The following is a 20,435-nucleotide window of genomic DNA, read 5'->3' on the forward strand; positions in this document are numbered from 1 at the left end:
ACGCCCCTCTGGACATCGGCGATTCGATGAGGGATAACAGGTTCATACAGTATTCGTCGACTGTATGCAATCTGCCGGAATCCCGGTCGATCCCCCCGTGAAGGGAAGCGATGCACCATGCCCGAGGACGCCCAGGACCTCATCTCCGGCGGGCACTTGGTCGCCAAGGCGCTCAAGGCGGAGGGTGTGGACGTCATCTACACGCTCTGCGGCGGCCACATCATCGACATCTATGACGGCTGCGTCGACGAGGGCATCGACGTCGTCGACGTCCGCCACGAACAGGTCGCCGCGCACGCCGCGGACGGCCACGCCCGGATCACCGGCAAACCCGGCTGCGCCGTGGTCACCGCGGGCCCCGGCACCACCGACGCGGTCACCGGCGTCGCCAACGCCTTCCGCGCCGAGTCCCCGATGCTGCTGATAGGAGGTCAAGGGGCGCACACCCAGCACAAGATGGGGTCCCTGCAGGACCTGCCGCACGTCGACATGATGGCGCCGATCACCAAATTCGCCGCGACCGTCCCGGACACCGCGCGCGCCGCCGACATGGTCTCGATGGCGTTCCGCGAGTGCTACCACGGCGCGCCCGGCCCCTCCTTCCTGGAGATCCCGCGCGACGTCCTGGACGCCAAGGTGCCGCGCGCTACGGCCCGGATACCGCAGGCGGGCCGCTACCGCGCCTCCACCCGCTCGGGCGGCGACCCGGAGGCCGTGCAGCGGCTCGCCGATCTGCTGGTACGCGCCGAGAAGCCGGCGATCCTGCTGGGCAGTCAGGTCTGGACGACCCGGGCCACGGACGCGGCGACCGAGCTCGTACGGACCCTGAACGTCCCCGCGTACATGAACGGCGCCGGCCGCGGCACGCTGCCGCCCGGCGATCCGCACCACTTCCAGCTCTCCCGGCGCTACGCCTTCTCGAACGCCGACCTGATCGTCATCGTCGGCACCCCCTTCGACTTCCGGATGGGCTACGGCAAGCGCCTCTCCCCCGCCGCGACCGTCGTCCAGATCGACCTGGACTACCGCACCGTCGGCAAGAACCGGGACATCGACCTGGGGATCGTGGGCGACGCGGGGCTGGTGCTCGCCGCCGTCACCCAGGCCGCGTCCGGGCAGCTGAACGACACCTCCGCGCGGCGCAAGGAGTGGCTGGAGGAGCTGCGGACGGCGGAGCGGACGGCGATCGAGAAGCGGCTGCCGCACCTGCGCTCGGACGCCGATCCCATCCACCCCTACCGGCTCGTCAGCGAGATCAACGACTTCCTGACCGAGGATTCGATCTACATCGGGGACGGCGGCGACATCGTCACCTTCTCCGGGCAGGTGGTGCAGCCCAAGTCGCCCGGCCACTGGATGGATCCGGGGCCGCTGGGCACCCTCGGCGTCGGCGTGCCGTTCGTGATGGCCGCCAAGAAGGCCCGCCCGGACAAGGAAGTGGTCGCGCTCTTCGGTGACGGCGCGTTCTCACTGACCGGCTGGGACTTCGAGACGCTGGTGCGCTTCGATCTGCCGTTCGTCGGGATCGTCGGCAACAACTCCTCGATGAATCAGATCCGTTACGGCCAGAAGGCGAAGTACGGCGACGCCCGGGAGCGGGTCGGCAACACCCTCGGGGACGTGCCGTACGACAAGTTCGCGCAGCTGCTCGGCGGCCACGGCGAGGAGGTGCGCGACCCCGCGCAGATCCGTCCGGCGCTGCAGCGGGCCCGTGAATCGGGCAAGCCCTCGCTGATCAACGTCTGGGTCGACCCGGACGCCTACGCCCCCGGAACCATGAACCAGACCATGTACAAGTGACGGTGAAGGAGCCGGAGATGAGCAGGGCTCGCCAGGACACGAAGGCGCTGAGCGACGTCCGCGTCCTCGACATGACGCACGTCCAGTCCGGTCCGTCCGCCACCCAGCTGCTCGCCTGGCTCGGCGCGGACGTCATCAAGCTGGAGGCGACCACCGGTGACATCACGCGCAAGCAGCTGCGCGACCTCCCGGACGTCGACTCCCTCTACTTCACGATGCTCAACTGCAACAAGCGCAGCATCACCCTCAACACCAAGACCGAGCGCGGCAAGGAGCTGCTGACCGAGCTGATCCGGCGCAGCGATGTCCTGGTGGAGAACTTCGGCCCCGGCGCGGTGGACCGGATGGGCTTCACCTGGGACCGCATCCAAAAGATCAATCCGCGGATCGTCTACGCCTCCATCAAGGGCTTCGGCGACGGCCCCTACACCAACTTCAAGGCGTACGAGGTGGTGGCGCAGGCGATGGGCGGGTCGATGTCGACGACCGGCTTCGCGGACGGGCCGCCGCTGGCGACGGGCGCACAGATCGGCGACTCGGGCACCGGGGTGCACTGCGTGGCCGGGATCCTGGCGGCGCTCTACCAACGCGAGCACACCGGCCGCGGGCAGCGGGTTAATGTCGCGATGCAGCATGCGGTGCTGAACCTGTGCCGGGTCAAGCTGCGGGACCAGCAGAGGCTGGCACACGGGCCGTTGGCGGAGTATCCGAACGAGGACTTCGGGGACGAGGTGCCGCGCAGCGGGAACGCGAGCGGCGGCGGGCAGCCCGGCTGGGCGGTCTCCTGCGCTCCGGGCGGCCCCAACGACTATGTGTATGTGATCGTGCAGCCGGTGGGCTGGGCGCCACTGACCGCGCTGATCGGCCGGCCCGAACTGGCCGCCGATCCGGAGTGGGCGACGCCTCAGGCCCGGCTGCCGAAGCTGTCGAAGATGTTCCAGCTGATCGAGGAGTGGAGCAGCACGCTGCCCAAGTGGGAGGTGCTGGAGCGGCTGAACGCGCACAACATCCCCTGCGGGCCGATCCTGTCGACGAAGGAGATCGTCGAGGACGCGTCGCTGGCCGCCAACGAGATGGTGGTCGAGGTCGAGCATCCCGAGCGCGGCACCTTCACCACCGTCGGATCGCCGCTGAAGCTGTCCGACTCCCCCGTCGACGTGAACCGTTCGCCGCTGCTGGGTGAGCACAACGAAGAGGTCTACATCGGCGAGCTGGGGCTCGGCGCCGAGGAACTGCGGCTGCTCAAGTCGAACGGAGTCATCTGATGGAGGAACAGAAAGCTTCCGTACGGGCTGTGTTGGCGGCGGCCAGGGCGGAGGGGCGGACGGCACTCACCGCGTCCGAGGGACAGCTCGTCGCGGACGCGTACGGCATCCCGACCCCGGCCGAGGGGTTGGCCGAGTGCGCGGACGACGCGGTCTCGCTCGCCGACCGGATCGGCTTCCCGGTGGCGCTGAAGATCGCCTCGCCGGACATCCTGCACAAGACGGATGCCGGCGGGGTGCGGATCGGCCTGGGGTCGGCGGCCGAGGTGCGGGGCGCGTTCACGGCGATCGTGCAGAACGCGAAGGCGTACGCCCCGGCGGCACGGATCACCGGTGTTCAGGTGCAGCAGATGGTGCCCGAGGGGCAGGAAGTGATCGTCGGCTCGGTCACCGACCCGACGTTCGGGAAGATCGTGGCGTTCGGGCTCGGCGGGGTGCTGGTCGAGGTCCTCAAGGACGTCACCTTCCGGCTGGCGCCCGCCACCGCCGACGACGCGCGGTCCATGCTGGACGGCATCCGGGCGGCGGAGGTGCTGCGCGGGGTGCGCGGCGCTCCGCCGGCGGACCGCGCGGCGCTCACCGACCTCATCGTCCGGACCTCTCAACTGGCCGCAGATTTCCCGGAGATCGCGGAGGTGGACCTCAATCCGGTGGTCGCCTCGGCGGACGGGGTGATGGCGGCGGATGTGCGCGTCCTGCTGTCGGACGGCATCGCCCCGGCGCGCCGCAGGTACTCCCGCGAGGAGATCCTCACCGCGATGCGGCGGCTGATGGAGCCGCGGTCGGTGGCGGTCATCGGCGCCTCCAACGAGCCGGGGAAGATCGGCAATTCGGTGATGCGCAATCTCATCGACGGCGGCTTCCCGGGAGAAATCCATCCGGTGAACCCCAAGGCCGATGACATTCTCGGGCGCAAGGCGTACAAGACGGTGGGGGAGGTGCCGGGAGCGGTCGATGTGGCGGTCTTCGCCATTCCCGCGCCGTTCGTGCCCGCCGCACTGGAGGAGGCCGGCCGCAAAGGCATCCCGAACGCCGTCCTCATCCCCTCCGGCTTCGCCGAGACCGGTGAACACGCCTTGCAGGAACGGATCGTGGCCCTCGGCGAGGAGTACGGCATCCGGCTGCTGGGGCCGAACATCTACGGCTACTACTCCCCCTGGCAGGACCTGTGCGCGACGTTCTGCACGCCGTACGACGTCCGGGGCCCGGTGGCGCTGACCTCGCAGTCCGGCGGTATCGGGATGGCGATCCTGGGCTTCGCCCGGACGACGCGGACCGGGGTGTCGGCGATCGTCGGGCTCGGCAACAAGTCGGACGTGGACGAGGACGATCTGCTCACGTACTTCGGCGAGGACGACCACACCGAGTGCATCGCGATGCACCTGGAGGACCTCAAGGACGGGCGGGCGTTCGTCGAGGCGGCCCGGGAGACGGTCCGCAAGAAGCCCATCGTGGTCCTCAAGGCCGGGCGCACCAGTGCGGGCGCCAAGGCGGCGGGCTCGCACACCGGCGCACTGGCCGGTGACGACGCCGTCTATGACGACATCCTGCGGCAGGCCGGGGTGATCCGGGCGCCGGGCCTCAACGACATGCTGGAGTACGCACGGGCGCTGCCCGTGCTGCCCACCCCCCGGGGCGACAACATCGTCATCATCACGGGCGCGGGCGGCTCGGGCGTGCTGCTCTCCGACGCACTCGTCGACAACGGGTTGCGGCTGATGGAGATCCCCAAGGACCTGGACGCCGCCTTCCGGCGCTTCATCCCGCCCTTCGGGGCGGCCGGCAACCCGGTGGACATCACGGGTGGCGAGCCGCCGTCCACCTACGAGGCCACGATCCGGCTGGGCATGGAGGATCCGCGGATCCATGCGCTGGTGCTCGGCTACTGGCACACGATCGTCACCCCGCCGATGGTCTTCGCGAAGCTGACGGTGCGTGTCGTCGAGGAGTTCCGGGCGCGCGGGATCGAGAAGCCGGTGGTGGCGTCGCTGGCCGGTGACACCGAGGTCGAGGAGGCCGCCGCGTATCTCTTCGCGCACGGCGTCGTCGCCCACCCCTACACGACCGAGAAGCCGGTGGCGGCGCTCGGTGCGAAATACCGCTGGGCACGGGCCGCGGGGCTGCTGACCTGACCCCGCTCTCCTGGAGCACGAAGAGATCGGACAGGGGGCGCTGACCGGGTTCTTTCGATTCCAAGGGGACGACATGAGCACAGCGAACGAACGGGCCGCGGCCGGTGGGACCGCCTTCCGGGACGTCACGGACAGCAAGGGCCGTGTCTATCGGATCGGTGAGACCGACCGCGATATCCTGGGCCATTCCCGCAAGTTGATGGTGTATCTGCCGTGGGTCGCGATGATGGCCATCAGCGTGTCCGAATACGCCTACGGTTCGGCGGAGGACACCCTTTCCGCGGCGCACGGCTGGACGCAGAGCAACACCTTCTGGATCCTGAGCGTCTGGGTCTTCTTCCAGGCCGGTATCGCCTTTCCCGCGGGCTGGATGCGGGAGCGGGGAATACTGACCGCCCGGCGGGCCATGTTCCTCGGCGCCGCCCTCTGCTTTCTCGGGTTCCTCGCCCTGGCGCATCTGGACAATGTGTTCCTGGCGATCTGCGGCTTCGGTGTCATCGGCGGCCTCGGCTCCGGCCTCATCTACGCCACCTGCATCAACATGGTCGGCAAGTGGTTCCCCGAGCGGCGTGGGGCGAAGACCGGATTCGTCAACGGCGGCTTCGCCTACGGCGCGCTGCCCTTCATCTTCATCTTCAACTACGCCTTCGACACCGGCAATTTCGACGAGGTGCTGGACCTCATCGGCGTCTACGTACTGCTGGTCGTGGCGGTCTGCGCCTGGTTCTTCAAGGACCCGCCGAAGAACTGGTGGCCGGCCGACATCGACCCCCTGAGCTTCGCCGGCAACAAGAAGAGCGCGGCGAGCCTCGCCAAGAACCCGCCGGCGGTCAAGCAGTTCACTCCGCGGGAAGCCATCCGGACCGGCATGCTCCCACTGATGTGGATCACGGTGGTCATGACCGCCGGCGTCTCGATATTCGGCATCTCCTTCCAGGTGGACTTCGCCAAGGAGGTCGGATTCGGCCCACTGGTCGCGGCGTCGTCGATGGGCGTCATGTCCGTCGTCAACGGCGTCGGCCGCGCGGTGGTCGGCTGGCTCTCGGACCTGTGGGGACGGAAACTGACCCTGGTCTTCGTGATCGTGGTGCTGGGCCTCGCGCAGTTCGGGGTGATCTGGGCGGGCGACATCCACAGCGAATGGCTGTTCCTGTTCTTCGCGTTCCTCTCGGGCTTCGGCGGTGGCGCTTTCTACCCGATGTTCGCGGCGCTGACCCCGGACTATTTCGGCGAGAACTACAACGCCACGAATTACGGGCTCGTCTACAGCGGCAAACTCGTCAGCGGTCTGTTCGGCGGCGGTATGGGAGCGATGGTCGTCGACGCCTGGGGATACAACGGCGCCTACGCACTCGCCGGCGGAATCTCCATGGTGGCGGCCTGTTTCGCCCTGCTGCTGCACCAGCCGGGACGTACCAGGGTGCGCAAGGTCGTGCCCAACCCGCAGCCGATCAGCCGGGAAATGATCTGAGGCGGCCGCGGCCGGCGAGCGCGTCGAGGGGGCGGTGCCCTCCTGGCACCGCCCCCTCGACGCGCTTCCCGGCGGTCAGCCGGCGGCGGGCCCGCCGGGCTCGTCCTGGGAACGGTCGGCGATCGCGCGGTGGTGGCGGACCACCTCGCCGATGATGAAGTTCAGGAACTTCTCGGCGAAGGCCGGGTCCAGGCGGGCGTCGGCGGCCAGCGTCCGCAGGCGCTCGATCTGGGCGGCCTCGCGTGCCGGGTCGGCGGGCGGGAGGCTGTGCCGGGCCTTGAGCTCGCCGACCTGCTGGGTGCACTTGAAGCGCTCGGCGAGCAGGTGCACCAGGGCGGCGTCGAGGTTGTCGATGCTGCCGCGCAGATAGAGCAGCTGCTCCCGGGCCGCCTGGTCGGCGACGGAGGCCGCTTCGCCGACCGCCGGTGCTGTCCCTTCGCTCATGTGCGTCTCGCCATTCGTGGTCGGGTGCGGGTGCGTCACCCGTGGCCGGGTGCTGCGTGATCGCCTGCACATTACCCGGCGGCGGAGGACGGCACGGGGCTGGTCTCGCGGATCGGACCCGTTCGCGCGATCCGGTCCGGGAGACCCGCGGAGAACCGCCATGATCCACCGCCCGTACGGCGCACCACCCGGGCTCCCTGCCCCTTCGCGCGCTATCCGCGCAGGTGGCGGAGGTGATCGGCGGAGCGGGCGGCGGTGGACAGGGAGCCCGCGGGGTTGGCGGCCGGGTCGACGGCGTCATCGCGTTCCACGATCCAGTGGTGGTCGCGGTGGCCGTGGCCCTTGCGCCTGTTCACCGTCGCGAGGAAGCGCCCGTAGTCGATGTCGCCGTCGCCGACGTCGACCATGCGATAGCCGTCCTGGGCGGCGTTGTCGTGTTCGCCGTCCTTGACGTGGAAGAGCGGGTAGCGGTGCGGGTCCTTCAGGACGTAGTCGAGGGGCTCGAAGGGGGCCGGGGTGCCGTCGGGCCGCTTCGAGAAGCGGTACTGGGCGACATAGGCCCAGTAGATGTCCATTTCGAGGAAGACCAGGTCGGGGTCGGTCTCGGCGAGCAGGACGTCGTAGAGGCGGACGCTCGGGTCGTCGGTGGCGAAGGAGAACTCCTCGGCGTGGTTGTGCTGGTAGAAGCGCAGGCCGCGGGCCTTGGCGGCGGCGCCGTAGGTGTTGAACTCCTCGGCGGCGCGCTTCCAGGCGTCGACGGTGTCGCCGTAGCGGTTGGGGCTGGACGGCGTCCCGACGTACGGCAGCCCGAGGGCCTCGGCGTCGTCCAGTACCTGGGTGAGGTTGGTGGCGAAGGTGTACGCCTTGGGGTCGGTGGAGGCGTATCCGACGTGGCTGCCGACACCGCGCAGGCCGTTGTCCCGCAGCAGGCGCTTCAGCTGCGCGAGGCTGATGGGGCCGGTGGCGTCCTGGGTGTAGCCGGCGAATTCGACCTCGTCGTAGTGGTAGCGGGCGAGTTCCTCGAAGACCCGGGCGAAGCCGAGGGCGCTGGTCTGGTCGCGGAGGGTGTAGAGCTGGATGCCGAGCCGGCCGGGCGGCAGCAGCCGGCGGCGGCCGTGCGCGGCGGTGCGCGGCGCCGGGGCGGCGGACGCCGTGGTCGCCCCGGTGGCGCCGATCAGCGCGGCGGCCGTGGTGCCGGCGGCGACGCCGAGGAATCTGCGGCGGGCGAGCTTGCGGGCGAGGTCTCCGGTGCGGTCGTCGTCGCGGGTCAGGCGGGTCATGGGGGTCACGGTGGGCTCCTGTTGAGGGGGCGGTGGGCGGTCAGCCGAGGTGGGCGAGGCGCAGCAGCAGCGGCTTGATGTCGGTGGCGGCGGGGGCGTCCGGCAGGGTGCCGGGCTGCGAGCAGATGACGACCGGGCCGTCGGCGGGGTCGGCGGGCAGCAGTCCGTGGCTGCCGCGGACCGGTTCGGGGTCGAGCGGGACGACGGCCATCCGGTAGCGCATCCCGGTCTTCTTGCGGGCCAGCGCGGTCGCGGCGCGCAGCCGTACGTAGGGGTCGCGCGGGTCCATGAAGAGTTCCGCGGGGTCGTAGCCCGGTTTGCGGTGGATCTCGACGAGCCGGGCGAAGTCGGGGGCGCGGGCGTCGTCGAGCCAGTAGTAGTACGTGAACCACGCGTCGCGGTCGGCGAGGGCGACCAGCTCCCCGGCGCGGGGGTGGTCGATGCCGTACTCCTTCTTGCCCTCGTCGTCGAGGAGCTGAGCGATTCCCGGTATGCCGGCGAGCGCCTCCCGGGTGGCCGCGACGTCCTCCGGGCGGCGCACGTAGACGTGTGCGATCTGGTGGTCGGCGACGGCGAAGGCGCGGGAGGTGGTCGGGTCGAGGTACTCCATGCCGTCCTGGGTGTGCACCTCCAGGAGCCCGGCCCTGCGGAGCGCGCGGTTGATGTCCACGGGGCGGCGCACGGGCGTGATGCCGTATTCGGAGAGCGCGACGACCGTGGTGCCCGCCGCGCGGGCGTCGTCGAGGAGCGGGGCGAGGACGGCGTCGAGCGCGGTGGCGGCGGCGTGGGCGCGCGGGTCGTCGGGGCCGTGGCGCTGGAGGTCGTAGTCCAGGTGCGGGAGGTAGGCGAGGGTGAGGTCGGGGCGGCGGGTGCGGTGCAGGTGACGGGTGGCGTCGGTGATCCACTGCGAGGAGGCGAGGGCGGCGGTCGGGCCCCAGTAGGTGAAGAGGGGGAAGGTGCCGAGCAGCTCCGTCAGTTCGTCGTGCAGGTCCGGGGGCCTGGTGTAGCAGTCGGGTTCCTTGCGGCCGTCGGCGTAGTAGACGGGGCGGGGGGTGACGGTCCAGTCGGTGTCCGCGCCCATCGCGTACCACCAGCAGACGTTGGCGACGGTGTAGCCGGGGCGGGCCCGGCGCGCGGCGTCCCAGATCTTGTCGCCGCCGACGAGGGCGTTGTGCTGGCGCCAGAGGTGGACCTCGCCGAGGTCGCGGAAGTACCAGCCGTTGCCGACGATGCCGTGCGCGGCGGGCGTCGAGCCGGTGAGGAACGTGGACTGGACGCTGCAGGTGACGGCGGGCAGCACGGTCCGCAGCGGGCGGTACGCGCCGGCCTCGGCGAGGGCGGACAGGTGCGGCATGTGCGCGAGGAGGCGGGGGGTGAGTCCGACGACGTCCAGGACGAGGAGCCGGGGCGTGGCGGGGCCGGGCCGTTCGGTCGCGTCGTCGGTGTACCCGCTCTCCAGGGGCCCGGTGGGCGTGGCGGTCACGGCAGCTCCTTGAGGCCGAGGTCGGTCAACATGTCGCGGGCCAGGCCGAGTTCGGCGGCGATACCGTCGATCAGCCGGCCTCGGGTGCGCGGGCGCAGCGCGGCCGGCAGCGCCTGCCAGGTGTACGTCTCGACCTCCAGGTGATGCGTACGCGCGGCCGGCCCGCCGACCAGCAGCGCGAGGGTGTCCTTGAGGACCGGCAGGGTGGAGGTGAGCGGCGGCTCGGGCGGGGCGTGCAGCGGCACATGGAAGTGGGACCGCCAGGGGGCGGTGGTGGGCAGCCCGCCCTCGCCGGCGAGCGCCTCGTCGAGGTCGTCGGTGGCCCGTAGTGCGCCCTGCGGGGTGCGGGTGCGGGTCTGGTGGAGGAAGCGGGGCTCGGCGAACGCCCCCAGCGCGGCGCGGACGTCGGCACGTTCGGGGTGCTCGGCGTGCAGCGCGGCGGAGAGCTGCGACTTGACGATGGACACCTCGGCGCGCCGCAGCGCGGCCAGCGCGTCGCGTGGTTCCTCGAAGGAGGTGGCGAGGTGGCAGGTGTCGACGCAGATGCCGATGCGGGGGCCGGTGCGGTGGCGGGCCGGGCCGGCGGCGCTCCGGCCCAGGGCGGTGAGCGGGCCGATGGCGTCGGCGGTGGTCTCGACGGTGCAGCCCGGCTCGGGCTCCAGGCCGACCCGGATGGAGCGGCCGGTGAGGTCCTCCAGGGCGTCCAGCCGGGTGGTGAGGGTGCGCAGCGCTTCGAGGGCGGTGTCGTGCCGGTCGCGGGCGGGGCGGGCCGGATCGAAGTCGGTGCGCCAGGCGAGCGGCAGGGTCGAGATGGTGCCCTCGGCCGCGTCGTCGGGGAGCAGCGAGGTCAGCAGCCGCGCCAGGTCGGTGGTGTGCTCCAGCCGGTCCGGCTCCGTCCAATCGGGGCGGTAGACGCGGTACTTGACGTGCTGGTCGCCGAATCCCTGATACGGGAAGCCGTTGAGGGTGACGACTTCCAGGCCTCGGGTGTCGAGTTCGGCGCGCAGCCGGCGCAGCGCCGCGGGGTCGGCGGTCAGGGCGCGGGCGGCGTCCCTGGCGAGCCAGAGGCCGATGCCGAGCCGGTCGCGGCCGAGGCGCCGGCGGACCGGCTCGCAGTGGTCGCGGAGCTGGGCGAGGACGCCGTCGAGGGTCTCGGCGGGGTGGACGTTGGTGCAGTAGGCGAGGTGGACGGTGGACCCGTCGGGGTGGCGGAAGCGCATGGCGGCTCTCCTCCCTCATTCCCCGCCGCGGAGAATGGAGTTGCCCTCGTGCAGGGCGCCCGGCGGTGGCGTGGGACCGAGGTCCAGGCGGCCGCTCTGGGCGTAGAAGGCGACGGGGTTGCGCCACAGCACCTTGTCGACGGCGTCGTCGCCGAAGCCGGCCGCGAGCATCGCCTCGCCGACCTGCCGGGTCTTGAGCGGATCGCTGTGGCCCCAGTCCGCCGCGGAGTTGACCATGACGCGGTCGGTGCCGTGCAGCCGCAGGATCCGCACCATCCGCTCGGGGTCCATCTTGGTGTCGGGATAGACGGAGAAGCCCAGCCAGCAGCCGCTGTCGGCGGCCTCCCCCACCGTTGTCTCATTGAGGTGGTCGAGGACGACGCGCTCGGGGGTGAGGGCGGATTCCCGGAGCACGTCGAGGGTGCGTCGCAGGCCGGCGGCCTTGTCGCGGTGCGGGGTGTGGACGAGGGCCGGGAGCCCGTGGTCGGCGGCGAGTTGGAGCTGGGCGGCGAGGGCGGTGTCCTCGGCGGGGGTCATCGAGTCGTAGCCGATCTCGCCGACGGCGACGACGGAGTCCTTGACGAGGTAGCGGGGCAGGGCGTCGAGGACGGGGGTGCAGCGCGGGTCGTTGGCCTCCTTGGGGTTGAGGGCCAGCGTGCAGTGGTGGGTGATGCCGTGCTGGGCGGCGCGGAAGGGCTCCCAGCCGAGGAGGCTGTCGAAGTAGTCGAAGAAGCTGGCGGGCGAGGTACGGGGCTGGCCCAGCCAGAAGGAAGGTTCGACGACGGCCCGGACGCCTGCGGCGTGCATGGCCTCGTAGTCGTCGGTGGTGCGGGAGGTCATGTGGATGTGCGGGTCGAAGATGCGCATCGGGACTCCTCGCAGGTGCCGGGAACGGGGATCGGGCGGGCTGCGCGATCAGCCGGAGGACGGGGGTCGGGCAGGGACGGCGGGTGCGGCGGCGGTCAGGGGGGAGAGCCGGGCGGCGAGGACCGGGTGAGGTCCAGGACCCGGTGGAGGTCGTCGGGGACGGGGCGCCCGGCGGCGGAGCGCTCACGTGCGTAGGCGCGGAGCATCCGGCTGAGTTCGGCATCGCCCGCCGCCCGCCGCGCCAGCTCCGCCACGGCCGCCACCGGTACGTCCGTGAACAGGCACTTCAGGACGGCGTGCCGCCAGGCGTGCTGGTCGAGATGGCGCGCGGCGTACGGCCCGACGGCGGCGGCGACCAGCCGGGTGTCGTGGGTCCGCAGCGCGTCCTCGACGAGGGGCCGGGCCTGCGCGTCCAGCGTGAGGTAGGGCAGCGCGCCGAGCACCGCGCGGCGCTCGGCCGCGGTGCCGTGCCCGTAGAGCCGGGTGACGGTGCGGGCGTCGGCGCGGGCGGCGTGCAACAGGAGGACGCGGGCCGCCTCGGCCGCCTCCGGGTCCGCGGTGTGCGGCGGTTCACGGCGGGTGCAGTGCCGGCCCGCCGCCGCGAACCGTAGTTCCCAGGTGGGGAGCGGGGCCGTAGGCCCCTCGGGCGCGGCGGTGCGCAGGCCGTGGGCGCGCGCGTCGTCGAGCGACTCGGTGAGCCAGGTGCGGGCGGGGGCGTCCAGGCGGTCGAGGAGCGCCGTGTGCAGCCGGGTGAGCCGTTCGTCGGGGGCCGTCACCACGATCCGCCTCCCGCAGGGCCGGCGGCGGGGGGCCGCGTGCTCTCCCCGCCGGCTCCGGCTGCCCGGAGGAAGTCCAGGGAGGATGCGGCGAGTTGGGGCCCGGCGTGGGAGTGACGCGGCAGTTCGACGCCCACCAGGCCCGCATAGCCGACGTCCCTCAGCGCCGCGAGGACCGGCGGGAAGTCGATCTCGCCGGTGCCGAACGGCAGATGCTCATGGACGCCGCGTCGCATGTCCTCGATCTGGACGTGCCGTATCCAGGGAGCCGCCGCCCGTACGCATACGGCGGGCGGGTCGGGCTCCAGGCACTGGCAGTGGCCGATGTCCAGGGTCAGCCCGAGGACTTCGGGGTCCGGTCCTCCCAGGGCCGCCCGGAGATAGTGGAACCCCGCCAGGTCGCAGAGGAGGTGGCCGGGCTCGGGTTCGATGGCGAGCGGGAGGCCCGCGTCGCCGGCGGTTTCGAGGACGGGGGTGAGCGCCTCGGTGAGGCGCTTCCAGGCGAGGTCCTCGGGTGTGCCGTCCGGTGGGGTGCCGCTGAAGCAGTGGACGGCGGTCGCGCCCAGGTCGGCGGCCACGCGCACGGCGGTGCGCAGCAGGTCGGTACGGACGGCACGGGCCTCAGGGGCGGGGTCGAGGAGAGTGGGGCCGTGTTTGCGGCGCGGGTCCAGTACGTAGCGGGCGCCGGTCTCGACGGCCACGGCGAGCCCCAACTCCGCCGTTCGCCGCGCCACTTCGGCGGTACGGGCGGCGAGGTCGGGGGCGAGCGGGTCGAGGTGCATGTGGTCGAGGGTCAGCGAGACGCCGTCATAGCCGAGGTCGGCGAGGAGGGCGAGGGCATCGGTGAGGCGGAGGTCGGTGAGGCCGTTGGTTCCGTAGGCCAGCCGCAGCGGCGTCGTAGCGGTCATGTCGGGCTGACCTTCCGGGACAGGCGGCGGGCGACCGGGACCATCGCGAGCAGGGCCAGCCCGGTACGGGGCGCACCGGCGCGGGCCGCGAGTGCCGCCTGCAGCGGGATCATGGCGCGGATACCGCCGCCGACGGCGCGCTGGAGGAAGTACGGCGAGGGGTTGAGGACGGCGTGCAGGAGCGGGCGCGCGGCGGTGGCGGCGTAGCCGGCGAGGAGCACGGCGGTCGCCCCGGTACCCGCATCGGAGGCTGCGCCTGTGCCGGTACGGGGGCCCTGTGAGGTGCCGCCGCGCCGCACGGCGGTGCCGGCGGCGGAAGCGGCGACGGCGGCCACCGCGGCGAGCCCGCCCAGCGGCAGCGCGGACGAACTCCCCTGCGCCTCGCGGCGCGACACCGTCGTCACGGCCAGCGTGTGCGCACCGAGCAGAGCCGCCGAGGGCAGCGCGGCGCGGGCGGAGCGCGCGGCCGAGTGCCGTGCGGCACCAGCCGGACGCCCGGCCGTGGCCGGCCCGGCGGGCCTCGCCCCGCCGCTCGCCCCGCTCACCATCCGACGCGGACCGCCCGCGACGGCTCCCTGGAGCAGGTCCAGGGCGCGGGCGCAGGCCATGGCGGCCGGGCCTGCCGGGGTGTTCTTGAGGTGCAGGTCGTAGGCCCAGACGGTCGCCGCCAGGGCGGTGCCGGTGAGCAGGGCGGGGCGCCCTGCCGCGGCGGCGAGGGCGATTCCGGCGACGGTCAGGCCGCCGGCCGCGGCCAGGGCGGCCGCCGGTGCGATACGGCCGGACGGAAGGGGGCGGCCGGGGCGTTCGACGGCGTCGACGGCGCGGTCCGCCCAGTCGTTGAGCGCCATCCCTGCCTCGTAGAGGCACAGGGACGAGCAGGCGGCGAGGAGGGTGCGGCGACCGGGGCGGTGGCCGCCGGCCGCGGCGCCGGCGAGCAGGTCGCCAGGGACCGTGAAGAGGGCGGAGACGCGCAGGAGTTCGGCCCACGCCCGGCCCGTCCCGCCCACGGCGCCCACAGCGCCCGGCGGTCCGGCCTCGGTCTCGGTCTCGGTCAGGGGCAGGGGCAGGGGCAGGGGCAGGGGAAGAACGACATCCGCACGCCCGGTGCCGCCCGGGTGCTCAGCAGCGCTCGGGTGCCCGGTGCCACTCGCACCCCCGACGTCGCTCGCGGGGCCCGTGGCGTCCACCTGATCAGTGACGTCCACCCGGCCGGCGGCGCGCCTGTGCCCCGAGGCATCACTCTGCCCAGGGACATTCCTCTGCCCAGAAGCATCCCTCCGCCCGGTGGCGGCCGGATGCCCGGCGACGGGATCCCCCACAGATCCCGCCACCGGGCCGCTCTCGGCAGGCCGTGCCTGCGGGCCGCCCGCTCCTGTGCCCCCGTGCTCGGGCGCGCCCTTCCCTCCCTTACCCAGCGAAGGCCCCTCCCCCACCTTTCCGGGTCGGTTCATGCCTGCCCCCGAGCCCGCAGCAGGTCGGCGTAGTCGGTCAGGGCCGCGTACTGCTCGGCGAGCGCGGACGGGCCGCCGTCGGGGTCCTTGAAGAAGAAGCCGAGGGCCGGTTGCGGACCGGACAGACCCACGGTGTGTGCGGCGGCCAGCAGTCGGGCCAGGTCGAGGACGAGGGGAGCGGCGAGGGCCGAGTCGCAGCCCTGCCAGATGGTCTGCAGGACCATCCGGTTGCCGAGGAACCCGTCGAAGGCGATGTGGTCCCAGGCCGTCTTCCAGTCGCCGAGGGCCGGCACATTGTCGATGTGCACCTCGCCGGGCGGGAGTTCGCCGAGGGTGTCGGCCAGGACGCGCGCCTTCCCCGCGTTCTTGGCTGCCGCGGCGCCCGGGTCGGTCAGCGCCGCGCCGTCGCCGCCGCCGAGCAGGTTGCTGCCGGACCAGGCGCGGACGGTGAGCGCCCGCTGGGCGAACATCGGGGCGAGTACGGAGCGCAGCAGGGTCTGGCCGGTCTTGCCGTCCCGGCCGGCGTAGGGCAGTCCGCTGGAGCGTGCCATCTCCTGGAGGAGGGGGTGGTGCAGGCCGGCGGAGGGGGTGAAGTTGAGGTAGGGGCAGCCGGCCCGCAGGGCGGCGTGCGCGTACAGGGAGCTGGCCGGGAGTCGGTCGGTGTACGGCTCCGGGCCGGCGGCGCCCGGCGGGTGGGCGGGGGCCGGTTCGGTGGAGGCGACGTTGATGACGACGGTGCGGTCGAGGCCGTGCTCGCGGCGGAAGGCACGCAGATCGGCGGCGAACGCGGCGACGAGTTCGGCGTCGTCGCGGGTGTCGCCGTGCTGGGGGCCGCCGGGGCGGATCGCGGCGTCGGCCGTGGCGAGTTCGGCGTGCACGGCGCGCGGCAGCCCGTAGGGCAGGACGCCGCCCGCGGCGAGTTCCTCGGCCCGTTTGGGCAGCGGGCAGGCGGCGGTGTCGTGGCCGCCGAAGACGAGGGAGCTGAGCGGTGGCAGGGACGGGACGGGTGGGTCGGTGAAGGGGGCGGACTCGGTGACCATGCCGGTGGGCGGGTGCAGTCCCGCGGTCAGGGCGGCCCACCCGGCGACCACGGTGGTGGCGACGGAACCCCGCGCGCCGATCAGCCACACCCCGGTGCGGCCGGTGCCTTGGGGGCCGCCGCCGTCCCGCCCCGGCATCTCGCCCCTCGCCTCGTCTCTCGTCTCCCGCGGCCCGTCCGTCATCGCTTGCCACCCTTCCTCTCGGCGCCCGCGCCGCCCGACGGGGCGTCCGGCAGTTCCTTGACGCGGACGTTGCGGAACGCCACCTCGTCGTCGGCCCCGTGGTTCTGGATGCCGATATGGCCCTGCCGCAGGCTGCGCGCGGGGTCGGTGTTGGTGAAGTCGTTGATCTTGCGGCCGTTGAGCCAGAGCTGGAGGTGCTCGCCCTCGACCCGGATCTCGTAGGTGTTCCATGCGCCCGGCGGGTTGAGTGCGGCGTCCCGGGCGGGGAGGTCGGCGGCCTGGAAGGTGTAGACGGAGCCGGTGGTGCGATCGGCGGCGTCGCTGGCGTCGATCTGGATCTCGTAGCCCTTGTCGACGGCCGACCAGGGGTCGTCGGAGGCCGGGAAGCCCACGAAGACACCGGAGTTGTCGTCGCCGGTCATCTTCCAGTCGAGCTTGAGGGAGTACGAGCCGAGCTCCTGCGCTTCATACCAGAGGAGGCCCATGCCGCCGGTGGAGGTCAGGGTGCCGTCGTTGAGGGTGAAGGAGCCGGGGCCCGCCTGTTTCCAGCCGTCGGTCGAGGTGCCGTCGAAGAGCGGCCGGTAGCCCTGTTCGGGGCGGCAGTCGGCCTGAGCCTCGCCGGTGGCGTAGCGGATGCCGCCGAGCAGGTGGGTGCGGAAGGCGGGGTCGGCGAAGGATTCCTTCGTGTGTCCGGCGCCGGTGTAGAAGGCACGGCCGCCTTGGTATTCCTGGCACCAGGCGAGCGGGTGGTCGCCGTTCATGGTGCCGCCGGTGTAGGTGGACTCGTCGAGGGCGGCGAGGACGTGCGCCCGCTCGCGCGGGTTGGAGCGGTAGTTGTACCACTCGTCGGTGCGGTCCCAGGCGGCGCCGAGGTGGGCGGTGGCCGGGTGGGCGCGGTCCTCGACGCGTACGGTGGCGGGCTGGATGGCGGGGTGCGAGTCGAAGTAGGCGCCGGCCAGGCCGCCGTAGAAGGGCCAGTCGTATTCGGTGTCGGCTGCGGCGTGCACACCGACGTAGCCGCCGCCGTCGGAGATGTAGCGCTCGAAGGCGGTCTGCTGCGCGCCGTCGAGGACATCGCCGGTGGTGGAGAGGAAGATGACGGCGTCGTAGCGGGCGAGGTCGGTGTCGTTGAAGGTGCCGGCGTCCTCGGTGGCGTCGACGGCGAATCCGTGCTGTGCGCCGAGGTCCTTGACGGCGGCGATGCCGTCGGGGATGGAGTCGTGGCGGAAGCCGGCGGTCTTGGAGAAGACCAGGACACGGTTCTCCGCCCGGTGCGGGGCGGCGGCGCCGGGCAGCGCCATCGTGGCGAGGAGGGCTGTGGCCGCCGCGGCGGTGACGCCCAGACGTGCGGAGGGGTGCATGAGGTGTCCTTCCTCCGGGCGGGGGTACGGGCCGGCCGCTGCGGGCCGGCCCGTACCCCCGGGCGGCGGCTGTCAGCCGGTGGTGAAGGTGAAGTCGTCCAGGTCGTAGAGGGCTTCGCTGCCGCTGCCCTTGAAGACGAGGTAGAGCGTGGTGGTGCCGGCCGGTGGTCCGGTGAGGTCGGCACTGACGTCGGCGTAGGTTTCCCAGCCGCCGGTCGCCGGGACCTTCGCGGTGCCCAGGAGCTTGCCGTCGGCGGAGCCGGTGCGGACCTCAAGGGTGCCGCCGGTGCCTGCGGAGGCGATCCGCGCGGTGATCTTCGTGGCGTTGCCGACGATGTACGGCGTGAAGCCGATCCAGTCGCCGTTGTGGATGTCGCCGACCGTCTTGCCGCCGTGGGCGGGGGTGTGGGCGATGGCCTTGACGCCTTCGGAGGAGGTGAAGTGCTCGGCCTGGCGGTGCTTGGGCTGCACGATGTTCTGGTCGTGCGTGGTCAGGGCGGGCTGGCCATTGGCGCCCTGGTCGGTGTATTCGGCGTCGAAGACCCCGAAGATGTTGGCGTTGGGGTCGTGTTCACCGTCCGCCATGGTCTGCAGGGTGCCTTCGCAGCCGTTGGCCGAGGTGACGGGGTGGCCGTGGCTGTCGTGGCCGAGGATGTGGGTGACCTTGACCTTGGCGCAGTCGATGGTGCCGTCCTCGGGGTCGGTGACGGTCACCTTGAAGGGCACCTTGTCGCCGAAGGTGAACAGCTGCCCTTCACCGGGGAGTTCGAGCTTCACCTCGGGTGCGGTGTTGCCGACGGTGAGGTGCACGCTCGCGGATCCGGTGCGGCCGGTTGCGTCCTTGGCGGTGACGGTGGCGGTGTAGGTGCCGTTCTTGTCGTAGGTGTGGGAGGGGTTCTGTTCGGTGGCCTTGGTGCCGTCACCGAAGTCCCAGGCGTAGCTGAGGTCGCCGCCGTCGGCGTCGGTGGCGGAGGCGGTGAACTTCGCGGCCAGCGGCGCCTGTCCGGAGGTCTTGTCGACCTTGGCGTCGGCGACCGGTGAGTGGCCTTCGGTGGCGTTCTCGATGCGGTAGAGGGCGGAGTTCTCGTCGCCGTTGAAGTAGCCGGTGCCGTAGTCGAGGACATAGAGGGCGCCGTCGGGGCCGAAGGACATGTCCATGACCTGGGTGCCGGTCCAGGGGAAGGCGTTGATGGACTTCACGGTGCCGTCGTCGCCCTTGTCGATGCGCTTGATCCAGGCGCGGCCGAACTCACCGGCGAAGAAGTTGTTGTCGAAGGACTCGGGGAACTTCACCTTGGAGTCGGACGCGGCGTCATAGTGGTAGACGGGCCCGGCCATGGGGGATTCGGATCCGGTGCCGAATTCGGGTACCGAACCGCCGTCGTACGGAATCCAGGCGGGCTGCGCGGCCGGCAGGTCGGTGAGGCCGGTGTTGTGCGCGGAGGTGTTCTTGGGGGCCGCGCAGTCGAAGGCGTCGCCGGACGTCTTGGTGGCGAAGTCGTAGTCGCGGTAGGCATCGTTGTCACCGGTGCAGTACGGCCAGCCGAAGTTGCCCGGCTTGGTGACCCGGGCGAACTCGACCTGCCCGGCGGGGCCGCGCTCGGGGTCCGCGGCGCCGGCGTCCGGGCCGTAGTCGCCGACGTAGACGATGCCGGTGGGCTTGTCGACGCTCATCCGGAAGGGGTTGCGGAAGCCCATCGCGTAGATCTCGGGTCGGGTCTTGTCCGTTCCGGCCGGGAAAAGGTTGCCGTCGGGGACGGTGTACGAGCCGTCGGCGGCGACCTTGATCCGCAGGATCTTGCCGCGCAGGTCGTTGCTGTTGCCGGCGCTGCGACGGGCGTCGAACGCCGGGTTGCGGTCGGCGCGTTCGTCGATCGGGGTGTAGCCGTCGGAGGCGAACGGGTTGGAGTCGTCGCCGGTGGAGAGGTAGAGGTTGCCCTGCGCGTCGAAGTCGATGTCGCCGCCGACGTGGCAGCAGATGCCGCGGGAGGTGGGGACTTCGAGGATCTTGTGCTCGCTGGCGGTGTCCAGCGTCCCGTCCTCCTTCAGGACGAAGCGGGAGAGCCGGTTGACGCCGTCGAACTTCTTGAAGTCCTCGGCGGTCCCCGTCTCCGGCGCGTCGCCTGCCGGGGTGTCCAGCTCGGGTGCGTAGTAAAGGTAGATGAAGCGGTTCTCGGTGAAACCGGGGTCGACGCCGACGCCCTGGAGGCCCTCTTCGTCGTGCGAGTAGACCGGGATCTTCCCGGCGACGGCGGTGTCCCCGTCGGCGCCGGTCAGCCGGAGTGTGCCGTCGCGTGCGGTGTGCAGCACGGAGCGGTCGGGCAGCACGGCGAGGGTCATCGGCTCGCCCATCTCCGCCTCCCCCTTGGCGAGGGTGACCTGCTGGAAGTCCTCGGCCGCGGCCGGTTTCGCGGCGGTGTCGTGCGCCGGGTGGGTCGGGGCCGCCCCGGCGCTGGCGGCGCTCAGGGTGAGCGATCCGGCGGCCAGCAGTCCGCTCGCGAAGAGCGCGAGGGCGGGGCGGAGCCTGATCGGTCGGTGCCGTTTGCGGTACACGCGGTGCCTCCCGTACGGGTTGTCGGTGGGGGGAGTTCGCTGTGTTGCTCGCTGCTGTGCTCGCCGCGCTGCTCGCGGGCGTCGCGCTGTGCCTTCGGCGGGGTGCGCCGCCATGGGGTTCCTGCACTGACATGCTCACGACATATCTGCCGCTATTGGCTGGGACCGTAGCCGCGTTCGTCCGATCCGGAAAGCCTTCGC

The 20,435-nt window shown here is 71.9% G+C and carries 15 protein-coding genes; 4 read left to right on the forward strand and 11 right to left on the reverse strand.

Annotated elements, in window-relative coordinates; genetic code table 11:
* Nucleotides 1-117 precede the first annotated feature (117 nt).
* The 4 genes from ACIRQ7_RS12500 to ACIRQ7_RS12515 all read left to right on the forward strand — a co-directional run bounded on the left by ACIRQ7_RS12500 (nucleotide 118) and on the right by ACIRQ7_RS12515 (nucleotide 6,668).
* Entirely contained in the window at nucleotides 118-1,800 is a 1,683-nt protein-coding gene (locus ACIRQ7_RS12500) for a thiamine pyrophosphate-binding protein (RefSeq protein ID WP_404262035.1), read from the forward strand.
* Between the two features lie 17 nt (nucleotides 1,801-1,817).
* Complete coding sequence (frc, locus tag ACIRQ7_RS12505; RefSeq protein WP_404262037.1) at nucleotides 1,818-3,065, forward strand: formyl-CoA transferase; 1,248 nt, start codon at nucleotides 1,818-1,820, stop codon at nucleotides 3,063-3,065.
* A complete protein-coding gene (locus ACIRQ7_RS12510; RefSeq protein WP_404262039.1) occupies nucleotides 3,065-5,197 on the forward strand; it encodes an acetate--CoA ligase family protein in 2,133 nt (710 codons plus the stop codon). The genes frc and ACIRQ7_RS12510 overlap by 1 nt, the downstream gene beginning before the upstream one ends.
* A 73-nt stretch (nucleotides 5,198-5,270) precedes the next feature.
* Entirely contained in the window at nucleotides 5,271-6,668 is a 1,398-nt protein-coding gene (locus ACIRQ7_RS12515; protein ID WP_404262041.1) for an OFA family MFS transporter, read from the forward strand.
* 75 nt (nucleotides 6,669-6,743) lie between these two features.
* Here the strand turns inward: ACIRQ7_RS12515 and ACIRQ7_RS12520 are convergent, their stop codons facing one another.
* The 11 genes from ACIRQ7_RS12520 to ACIRQ7_RS12570 form a co-directional block, all read right to left on the reverse strand.
* Nucleotides 6,744-7,112: a chorismate mutase gene (locus tag ACIRQ7_RS12520; RefSeq protein WP_401467097.1), complete on the reverse strand. Its 369-nt coding sequence runs from the start codon at nucleotides 7,110-7,112 to the stop codon at nucleotides 6,744-6,746.
* A 212-nt stretch (nucleotides 7,113-7,324) separates the two neighbouring features.
* The gene (locus ACIRQ7_RS12525) at nucleotides 7,325-8,392 is read right to left on the reverse strand and encodes a sugar phosphate isomerase/epimerase family protein (protein ID WP_404262312.1); all 1,068 of its coding nucleotides are present in this window, start codon (nucleotides 8,390-8,392) and stop codon (nucleotides 7,325-7,327) included.
* A gap of 40 nt (nucleotides 8,393-8,432) precedes the next feature.
* The gene (locus ACIRQ7_RS12530) at nucleotides 8,433-9,851 is read right to left on the reverse strand and encodes a nucleotide pyrophosphatase/phosphodiesterase family protein (protein ID WP_404262314.1); all 1,419 of its coding nucleotides are present in this window, start codon (nucleotides 9,849-9,851) and stop codon (nucleotides 8,433-8,435) included.
* Between the two features lie 20 nt (nucleotides 9,852-9,871).
* Complete coding sequence (eboE, locus tag ACIRQ7_RS12535; RefSeq protein WP_404262043.1) at nucleotides 9,872-11,095, reverse strand: metabolite traffic protein EboE; 1,224 nt, start codon at nucleotides 11,093-11,095, stop codon at nucleotides 9,872-9,874.
* A 15-nt stretch (nucleotides 11,096-11,110) separates the two neighbouring features.
* Nucleotides 11,111-11,962, reverse strand: a complete 852-nt coding sequence (locus tag ACIRQ7_RS12540) for a TatD family hydrolase (RefSeq protein WP_404262044.1) — start codon at nucleotides 11,960-11,962, stop codon at nucleotides 11,111-11,113.
* 95 nt (nucleotides 11,963-12,057) lie between these two features.
* Complete coding sequence (locus tag ACIRQ7_RS12545) at nucleotides 12,058-12,741, reverse strand: EboA domain-containing protein (protein ID WP_404262045.1); 684 nt, start codon at nucleotides 12,739-12,741, stop codon at nucleotides 12,058-12,060.
* Nucleotides 12,735-13,646: a sugar phosphate isomerase/epimerase family protein gene (locus ACIRQ7_RS12550; RefSeq protein ID WP_404262046.1), complete on the reverse strand. Its 912-nt coding sequence runs from the start codon at nucleotides 13,644-13,646 to the stop codon at nucleotides 12,735-12,737. The genes ACIRQ7_RS12545 and ACIRQ7_RS12550 overlap by 7 nt, the downstream gene beginning before the upstream one ends.
* Nucleotides 13,643-14,662, reverse strand: a complete 1,020-nt coding sequence (locus ACIRQ7_RS12555; protein WP_404262315.1) for an SCO3242 family prenyltransferase — start codon at nucleotides 14,660-14,662, stop codon at nucleotides 13,643-13,645. Before ACIRQ7_RS12555 ends, ACIRQ7_RS12550 begins: the two co-directional genes overlap by 4 nt.
* A 431-nt stretch (nucleotides 14,663-15,093) precedes the next feature.
* Nucleotides 15,094-16,320: an inositol-3-phosphate synthase gene (locus tag ACIRQ7_RS12560; protein ID WP_404262047.1), complete on the reverse strand. Its 1,227-nt coding sequence runs from the start codon at nucleotides 16,318-16,320 to the stop codon at nucleotides 15,094-15,096.
* On the reverse strand, nucleotides 16,317-17,681 hold the full coding sequence (locus ACIRQ7_RS12565) for a ThuA domain-containing protein (RefSeq protein ID WP_404262049.1): 1,365 nt from the start codon (nucleotides 17,679-17,681) through the stop codon (nucleotides 16,317-16,319). Before ACIRQ7_RS12565 ends, ACIRQ7_RS12560 begins: the two co-directional genes overlap by 4 nt.
* Nucleotides 17,682-17,753: 72 nt before the next feature.
* The gene (locus ACIRQ7_RS12570) at nucleotides 17,754-20,348 is read right to left on the reverse strand and encodes a PQQ-dependent sugar dehydrogenase (protein WP_404262051.1); all 2,595 of its coding nucleotides are present in this window, start codon (nucleotides 20,346-20,348) and stop codon (nucleotides 17,754-17,756) included.
* Nucleotides 20,349-20,435: the final 87 nt, after the last annotated feature.

It is taken from the genome of Streptomyces sp. NPDC101393 (genome assembly GCF_044767385.1).
Lineage (GTDB): Bacteria > Actinomycetota > Actinomycetes > Streptomycetales > Streptomycetaceae > Streptomyces.

Excerpts from the sequence above, each read along its gene's own strand:
- ACIRQ7_RS12500 (WP_404262035.1), top strand. The coding sequence starts at position 118 with ATGCCCGAGGACGCCCAGGACCTCATCTCCGGCGGGCACTTGGTCGCC.
- frc (WP_404262037.1), top strand. The coding sequence starts at position 1,818 with ATGAGCAGGGCTCGCCAGGACACGAAGGCGCTGAGCGACGTCCGCGTC.
- ACIRQ7_RS12510 (WP_404262039.1), top strand. The coding sequence starts at position 3,065 with ATGGAGGAACAGAAAGCTTCCGTACGGGCTGTGTTGGCGGCGGCCAGG.
- ACIRQ7_RS12515 (WP_404262041.1), top strand. The coding sequence starts at position 5,271 with ATGAGCACAGCGAACGAACGGGCCGCGGCCGGTGGGACCGCCTTCCGG.
- ACIRQ7_RS12520 (WP_401467097.1), bottom strand. The coding sequence starts at position 7,112 with ATGAGCGAAGGGACAGCACCGGCGGTCGGCGAAGCGGCCTCCGTCGCC.
- ACIRQ7_RS12525 (WP_404262312.1), bottom strand. The coding sequence starts at position 8,392 with ATGACCCGCCTGACCCGCGACGACGACCGCACCGGAGACCTCGCCCGC.
- eboE (WP_404262043.1), bottom strand. The coding sequence starts at position 11,095 with ATGCGCTTCCGCCACCCCGACGGGTCCACCGTCCACCTCGCCTACTGC.
- ACIRQ7_RS12540 (WP_404262044.1), bottom strand. The coding sequence starts at position 11,962 with ATGCGCATCTTCGACCCGCACATCCACATGACCTCCCGCACCACCGAC.
- ACIRQ7_RS12550 (WP_404262046.1), bottom strand. The coding sequence starts at position 13,646 with ATGACCGCTACGACGCCGCTGCGGCTGGCCTACGGAACCAACGGCCTC.
- ACIRQ7_RS12560 (WP_404262047.1), bottom strand. The coding sequence starts at position 16,320 with ATGACGGACGGGCCGCGGGAGACGAGAGACGAGGCGAGGGGCGAGATG.
- ACIRQ7_RS12565 (WP_404262049.1), bottom strand. The coding sequence starts at position 17,681 with ATGCACCCCTCCGCACGTCTGGGCGTCACCGCCGCGGCGGCCACAGCC.
- ACIRQ7_RS12570 (WP_404262051.1), bottom strand. The coding sequence starts at position 20,348 with ATGGCGGCGCACCCCGCCGAAGGCACAGCGCGACGCCCGCGAGCAGCG.